The 6477-nt window shown below is 71.2% G+C and carries 8 protein-coding genes; 6 read left to right on the forward strand and 2 right to left on the reverse strand.

What is annotated here, in order from left to right; all coding sequences use genetic code 11:
* The first annotated feature begins 83 nt into the window (after positions 1-83).
* Positions 84-1064 (forward strand): phosphotransferase family protein, encoded by a 981-nt coding sequence (locus tag KDL01_RS19635; protein WP_212529986.1) that lies wholly within the window; start codon positions 84-86, stop codon positions 1062-1064.
* On the opposite strand, the gene KDL01_RS19640 is transcribed toward KDL01_RS19635, so the two are convergent.
* Positions 1048-1437: a PPOX class F420-dependent oxidoreductase gene (locus KDL01_RS19640; RefSeq protein WP_212529987.1), complete on the reverse strand. Its 390-nt coding sequence runs from the start codon at positions 1435-1437 to the stop codon at positions 1048-1050. The genes KDL01_RS19635 and KDL01_RS19640 overlap by 17 nt on opposite strands.
* A 67-nt stretch (positions 1438-1504) precedes the next feature.
* Positions 1505-2041, reverse strand: coding sequence for an SRPBCC family protein (locus KDL01_RS19645; protein ID WP_212529988.1), 537 nt, complete (start codon positions 2039-2041; stop codon positions 1505-1507).
* A 66-nt stretch (positions 2042-2107) separates the two neighbouring features.
* On the opposite strand from KDL01_RS19645, the gene KDL01_RS19650 reads away from it, so the two are divergent.
* From KDL01_RS19650 to KDL01_RS19670, 5 genes are all read left to right on the forward strand, one after another.
* The gene (locus KDL01_RS19650; protein WP_307846440.1) at positions 2108-2497 is read left to right on the forward strand and encodes a cupin domain-containing protein; all 390 of its coding nucleotides are present in this window, start codon (positions 2108-2110) and stop codon (positions 2495-2497) included.
* Positions 2498-2504: 7 nt separating this feature from the next.
* Complete coding sequence (locus KDL01_RS19655) at positions 2505-3722, forward strand: MFS transporter (RefSeq protein WP_212529990.1); 1218 nt, start codon at positions 2505-2507, stop codon at positions 3720-3722.
* 8 nt (positions 3723-3730) lie between these two features.
* Complete coding sequence (locus tag KDL01_RS19660) at positions 3731-4309, forward strand: DNA-3-methyladenine glycosylase I (protein WP_307846441.1); 579 nt, start codon at positions 3731-3733, stop codon at positions 4307-4309.
* A 389-nt stretch (positions 4310-4698) separates the two neighbouring features.
* Positions 4699-5712 (forward strand): ABC transporter substrate-binding protein, encoded by a 1014-nt coding sequence (locus tag KDL01_RS19665; RefSeq protein WP_368861607.1) that lies wholly within the window; start codon positions 4699-4701, stop codon positions 5710-5712.
* A 21-nt stretch (positions 5713-5733) separates the two neighbouring features.
* Entirely contained in the window at positions 5734-6303 is a 570-nt protein-coding gene (locus KDL01_RS19670; protein ID WP_212529992.1) for a dTDP-4-dehydrorhamnose 3,5-epimerase family protein, read from the forward strand.
* Positions 6304-6477 lie beyond the last annotated feature (174 nt).

The following is a 6477-nucleotide window of genomic DNA, read 5'->3' on the forward strand; positions in this document are numbered from 1 at the left end:
GAGTTTCAGCGTCCACGCACCGCGTCCGCCCGGCCCGCGAAAACCCTTCGCGGGCCGGGCGGACGCGGTCGTAGAATCCTGAGATGCCTGCGCTCTCCGACCGCGGTCTTGCCGCGCGTCTGCTCGCCGACCTGCTGCCCGATCACGGCCCGGTCGGCTCGGCCCGGCCGCTCGAGGGCGGATCGGTCTCCGGGGTGTGCGGGGTCTCCTTCACCGACCCGGCCGTGCCCGACGTCGTGCTCAAGCTCGCGCCCGCGGCCGACGCGTGGATGGCGCGCAAGGAGGCGTACGCCTACCGCCTGCTCGAGACCCACGGCATCGGCCCGATCCCGCGGGTCCTGGCCGAGGCCGACGACGTGGAACTGCTCGACGGCGCGTCCTGCGTGGTCCTGTCCATCCTGCCCGGCAGGCCCCTCGGCGAGATCGCGCCAGATCTGACGCCCGTTCAGCGACGGCAGGTCTACCGGCAGCTCGGCGCCCTTCTCGCCCGCATCCACGCCGTGCCGATGGACGGGTTCGGCTACATCATCGCCGGTATCCTCGACCCCGCGCCCGACAACGCCTCGTACATGGCCCGCGCGTTCGCGCGTGGGCTGCGGGAATACCGCGAGGCCGGGGCCGATGACCGGATCGCCGACGCCATCGGGCGGACCGTGGCCGAGCACGGCGCGGTGTTCGCCGACTGCCCCGCGCCCGTGCTGTGCCACGGCGACTTCCACGAGCACAACATCCTCGTCGAGCAGGGTCGGGACGGGGAGTGGAACGTCAGTGGTCTGATCGACCCGGCGAACCTGCACGCGGGCGATCCGCTGGTGGACCTGGTGCGCACGGACGCGTTCTGCATGCAGGGCGACGAGGCCAAGCTGGCCGGGCTGCTCGAGGGCTACGGCCCGGGCGGGGACCGGTGGCCCGCCGCCTGGGCACCGCGCATGCGCCTCTACGGGATCCTGCTCGCGCTCGAACTGCGCAACTGGTTCGCCGAGCGCGAGCCGCAGCACGTGCCGGCCCTCGACGAGCAGCTGCGCGATCTGGCCGAGAACCCGCCGTCTACCGTGCGTCGATGACCTTCGTCGGCCGCACCGCCACCGCGATCCGGTCCTGCGCGTCCTCGGGTACCACGGCGGTGCCGTCGTAGTGCTTCGAGAGGCGCTGGTAGAGCAGCGCCTGCGGGTCCGGGTCGATGTGGTCGACCACGCCGCGCACCTCGACGTAGCCGTAGGGGCTCGCCGGGTCGAGGAACGCGACCGAGACCCGCGGCTCGTGCTGGATGTTCTTGTACTTCTGCCGGTAGCTCGTGTGGGTGAACCAGATGAACTCGCCGTCCCAGATGAACCACATCGGATTCACCTGCGGCTGCCCGTCCGGGCGCACCGTGCCGAGCTGGACGAAGACCGGCTGCTGCAGCAGCTTTTCCACGGAATCAGAGATCTGCACCATGCCGAGACCCTAGATCATCCGCGCGCCCGGCCGCCACCGAACCGCCCGTTCCTCCTCGTCCGCGGACTCACTCGTCCTCAGGAGCCTTCCATCCGTCCGGCGGCCCGATCGTGGCCGCCTCCGGACCGAACGCCGCCACGTACACCGGCGCGAGCTCGCCCCAGCGCTCGCCCGGCTGCCACACCGTCGCCCCGTCGAGGTGCGTCTCGAGCAGGTCCAGGCACTCGTGCCAGCCCGCCCCGTCGCGCGCCGCCTTGCCGAGTTCCTCGAGCGTCACCAGCAGCTCCAGCTTGGTCCCGGCCCCGCCCGCGAGCAGGTTGAACTTCAGCGTGTCCGGGCCCCACAGGTACTCCAGCACCCGCGGCGCGCGCACCTGCAGCACCGTGCCGTGCATCGGAGGCATGTCGTGGTTGGGAAAGGGGAACTCCAGCGGCGCGCCCACGGCCCACTCGCCCTCGACGCCGCTGGGGAACCACTGTGCCAACTGCTCCGGCTCGGTCAGCGCGGCCCACACCACCTCGGGCGGATGACCCAGCTCGCGCTCGTACCGCAGCGTCCACAACTCGCCGAACCGGGTCAGTACCCCGTGCCGCACCACGTCCATGCCACCACCATGCCCCTTACATGCTGCCAGGTGCGGGAGGCTGGGCCGTTCGGGCAAGATCGCGGGGTGACCTCCTTCGACCTCACCGCGCCCTTCGCCCTCGAGGTGGCCGACGCCGTGCTCACCGAGTACCCGCTCGACCCCGAACAGGTGCTCGAAGGCACCCCGCGCGTGTCCAGCCTGACCCTGCACGAGGCCGTGGATCCGGCCACCGGCCGCACCGTGGAACGCGGCGTGTGGGAGATCACGCCGGGCGTGGTGGTGGACGTGGAGGCGGACGAGCTGTTCGTCGTGCTCAGCGGCCGGGCCACGATCGCCTTCGCCGACGGCCCGAGCCTCGAGGTGGGCCCGGGCTCGGTGGCCGTGCTGCCCGAGGGGGCCGTCACCCGCTGGACCGTGCACGAGACGCTGCGCAAGGTCTACCAGATCACCTCCGACGCGTCTTCCGACGCATAATCAACGCGTGGACTCCACGGTGCAGGAGCGGCACGGCGGCCTGGGCAGCTATCTGCGCCTGCTGCGCACCCCGGGGGCCAAGGGCTTCTCCGGGGCCGGGTTCGTCGCCCGCATGCCGCTGTCCATGATCGGCATCGGCACGGTGCTGCTGGTGGAACGGGAGACCGGCAGCTACGCCGTGGCCGGGACGGTCTCGGCCACCGGCGCGTTCGTCCAGGCCCTCGGCTCGCCCGCGCTGGCCCGGCTGATCGACCGGCGCGGGCAGGCGGCGATCGCCCCGCCGGCCGCGCTGGCCAGCGCGGCGTCCCTGGTCGGGCTGATCCTCGCGGTCCGGTTCGGCGCCCCGACCTGGACCTTCTACGTGTGCGCCGCGCTGGCGGGCCTGTTGATGCCCTCGATCGGCTCGATGGTGCGGGCCCGCTGGTCGCGCATCTACTCCGGCACCGCGACGCTGCACACCGCCTACGCCTTCGAATCGGTGGTCGACGAGGTCGTCTTCCTGATCGGGCCGGTGCTCGTCACCTTCCTGACCACGAACGTCGCCCCGTCCAGCGGCCTGAGCGCGGTCGCGGCCTTCCTCGCGGTGGGCACCGTCGCGCTGTGCCTGCAACGCGCGACCCAGCCGGATCCGGCACCGCCGCGCGGCGGCTCGGCGCTCGGCGCACTCGGGGTCCCGGTGGTGCGGGTGCTGCTGCTGGTGTTCATCGGCACCGGCACGCTGTTCGGCTCGGTCGAGGTCATCACCGTCGCCTTCGCGCAGGAGCACGGGCACGAGTCGGCGGCCGGGCTGCTGCTGGCCGTCTACGCCCTCGGCTCGATGATCGCGGGCATCGCGTTCGGCGCGATCCACCTGGCCGTGCCGCTGCAGCGCAAGCTGCTGGTGCTGCTGGGCGCGATGGCGGTGACGGCGGCGTTCCTGCCGCTGGCGGGAAGCATGTGGCAGCTGGCCGTGACGCTGCTGGTGGCCGGCTTCAGCATCGCCCCGACCCTGATCACGGCGTTCGCGCTGGTCGAGGATCTGGTGCCGGCCGAGCTGCTGACCGAGGGCCTGGCGATCGAGAACACCGGCCTGGCCCTGGGAGTGACGCTCGGCGGCGCGATCGGCGGCCCGCTGATCGACGACCTCGGCGCCGAGCACGCCTTCGTACTCAGCTCGGCCGGGGCCGCCGCCGCGTTCCTGCTGGCCGTGCTGCTGCGCCGCGGCCTGCGCGCGTCCGCCGTATGATGCCGCGGGTGGACGAACACGGAGTGATCATCGGGGCGGACGGGCTGGCCCGCTGTCCCTGGGCCGGTGCGAACCCGCTCTACCTCGGCTACCACGACGAGGAGTGGGGTCGGCCGCTGCACGGCGAGGACGCGCTGTTCGAGCGGATCTGCCTGGAGGCGTTCCAGTCGGGCCTGGCCTGGATCACGATCCTGCGCAAGCGTGAGGCGTTCCGTGCCGCGTTCGCGGGCTTCGAGATCGAGCGGGTCGCCGAGTTCGGGGACGCGGACGTCGCGCGGCTGCTGGCGGACGAGGGCATCGTGCGCAACCGGGCCAAGATCAACGCCTCGATCGCCAACGCCCGGGCCGCGCGCGCCCTCGGGGGAGGCCTGACCGAGCTGATCTGGGGCCACGCGCCGAAGGGCCGGCGCAAGCGGCCCGCGACGACGAAGGACGTGCCCGCGGTCACGCCCGAGTCCACGGCGCTGGCCAAGAACCTGAAGAAGGTGGGCTTCGTGTTCGTGGGCCCGACCACGGCCTACGCGTTGATGCAGGCCTGCGGCCTGGTCGACGATCACCTGGCCGGCTGTCACGTACCCAAAAAATAACAGGCCCAACTCTCAGAGAAAGACCCCGCCCACTCAGACCTCGAGCACCCTGCGGTCTCGAACTCAAAGGCCTCCGACTCAACACGGGTCCCGGCTGTCTGAAGGTCCCCGGCGCTCAGGATCCGGAACGGTCCACAGCTCTGGCCCGGGCTCGGTTGTTTTCGTCAGAGTCGGTGCGAGCGCCATTGAGAGTGGTTTCGAACAGGTCGTGCAGTCGCCGTGGGTAGGCCTGCCGCGAGACGGGCAGCATGCGCAGAACGCGGTAGCGGACCCACGCGTATCGCCACTGACTCGACGCCCTGTGGGCCTCGCGTGGCGGGATCTTCCCGGAAGCTGGCGCTGGGTGCGCTTCCGGGGCGTCGTGGGGGCGTCGGATGCTCGGGTTCATGATGAACCACCGCACGATCCGCGTGGGCGCGCTGGCGCCGTTGAGCAGGCCCGGCTTCCTTGAGGCCGGGCGCCATATCCGGGCGGGGGTCGAGCTCGCCGTCACTGAGATCAACGAGGCGGGCGGGGTCGACGGGCGTCCGCTGGAGCTTCTGCTGCGTGACACCGCGGGTACTCCCGCACGGGCGGCGGACGCGGTGCGGGCTTTCGTGGATGAGGGTGCGGTGGCTGTGGTCGGGGAGTATCACAGCGTCGTGGCGCATGCCGCGGCGGGTGTGGCGGTCGAGGTGGGGCTGCCGTTCGTGTGTTCGTCGGCGGTGCTGGACGCGGTGGTTGATGCGCCGACGGACATGGTGGCGCGGATCGCGCCGGCGCAGTCGTATTGCTGGCGTGTCTACGCGGACTTTCTCGTGGCGGCCGGGTATCGCGAGGTCGCGCTGGTTGTGCAGCCGGATCTCTACTGGTCGTCAGGGGCGCGGGTGCTCAAGGCTTCGCTCGCTGAGCGTGGTGTGGCGGTGTCTGTCGTCGAGTTCGATGCGTGGGTCGTCGATGCCTTGGTCGCGGACGTGGTTCTGCTGCTGGTGGGTTATCCGGAGCCGGCGGTTTCGCTGGTCAAGGCGGTCCGGGCGGATCCTCGGCTGGCGGGTGTGCGGATCGGGGATCCGGCCGGCCGGGTGGAGTTCCCGGAGTGGGCGGGGCTTGTGGGTGAGGCCGGTGCGGACATCCCCTTCCTGCGCTACATGCCGCCGGAGCTGCCTCCGTTGGGTGTGCGGGTCGCGGAGGGTTTGGCGGGTCTGCTCGGTGAGCGTCCGTCGTTCGTGGCGTTCGAGGGCTACGACGCGGTCCAGGTCGTGGCTGAGGCGCTGCGGGTCGGCGGCCTGGACCGGCGGGGCGCCGCCGCGGGGCTGGGCAGTCCTGGGCTCCGGGTGGCCGGGACGCGCGGGACGATCGGTTTCTCGCGCGACGTGGGCGACGTGCTGCAGTGGGCCTGGCCGCCGGTTCATGTCGCGGCCTGACGGGGCGGCATACTGGTCGTCATGTCGCAGACCACAGTCGTCCCGTTCGTCGTGGCGGGTACCGAGATCGAGGGCCTCAAGGTCCTGCAGGCCAAGCAGATCACCGATGAGCGCGGGACGGTGCGCGAGTTCTACCGGGAGTCGAGTTTCCTGGAGGCGGGGTTGCCTTCGCTGGGTCCTTGGTTGCAGGTGAACGTCACGGAGACGCGGCAGGGCGCGCTGCGGGGGCTGCACGGCGAGGAGATGTTCAAGCTGGTCGCGGTGGTCGAGGGCGAGGCGTTCGGCGCGTACTTCGATGCGCGTCCTGACTCGCCGTCGCGGGGGAAGGTCGTGACGGTGCGGTTGGTGAAGGGTACGCAGGTGTTGGTGCCCAAGGGGGTGTGCAACGGGTTCCAGTCGGTGAGCCCGGGTGTGACGCAGTACCTGTACTGCTTCGATCAGGAGTGGCGTACGGGGATGGCGGGGGTGGCGGTGAATCCGCTGGATCCGGATCTGGGTATCGCCTGGCCGTTGCCGGTGGACGTGTCGGATCCTGGGCTGATCTCGGTGAAGGACGCGTCGGCGCCGTTCGCGGCCGAGGTGACCGGCTGAGGGGCCCTACGGGGCTCTCTGTGGGGCTTCCGCGCACCTGTTCTGACGTCCTGGCGGGCGTTCAGGGCAGGTGCGCGGCGTCGTTGAGGCGGGTGAGGGTCCAGCGGACGGGGAGTGCGGGGTGGTTTTCGGGTTCCCAGGGTGCTGAGGGGTCGTCTTGGGTGGTCCATTCGG

This window comes from Actinospica durhamensis, assembly GCF_018139695.1.
GTDB classification, from domain to species: domain Bacteria; phylum Actinomycetota; class Actinomycetes; order Streptomycetales; family Catenulisporaceae; genus Actinospica; species Actinospica durhamensis.

Excerpts from the sequence above, each read along its gene's own strand:
- KDL01_RS19635 (WP_212529986.1), top strand. The coding sequence starts at position 84 with ATGCCTGCGCTCTCCGACCGCGGTCTTGCCGCGCGTCTGCTCGCCGAC.
- KDL01_RS19640 (WP_212529987.1), bottom strand. The coding sequence starts at position 1,437 with ATGGTGCAGATCTCTGATTCCGTGGAAAAGCTGCTGCAGCAGCCGGTC.
- KDL01_RS19645 (WP_212529988.1), bottom strand. The coding sequence starts at position 2,041 with ATGGACGTGGTGCGGCACGGGGTACTGACCCGGTTCGGCGAGTTGTGG.
- KDL01_RS19665 (WP_368861607.1), top strand. The coding sequence starts at position 4,699 with ATGAACCACCGCACGATCCGCGTGGGCGCGCTGGCGCCGTTGAGCAGG.
- KDL01_RS19670 (WP_212529992.1), top strand. The coding sequence starts at position 5,734 with ATGTCGCAGACCACAGTCGTCCCGTTCGTCGTGGCGGGTACCGAGATC.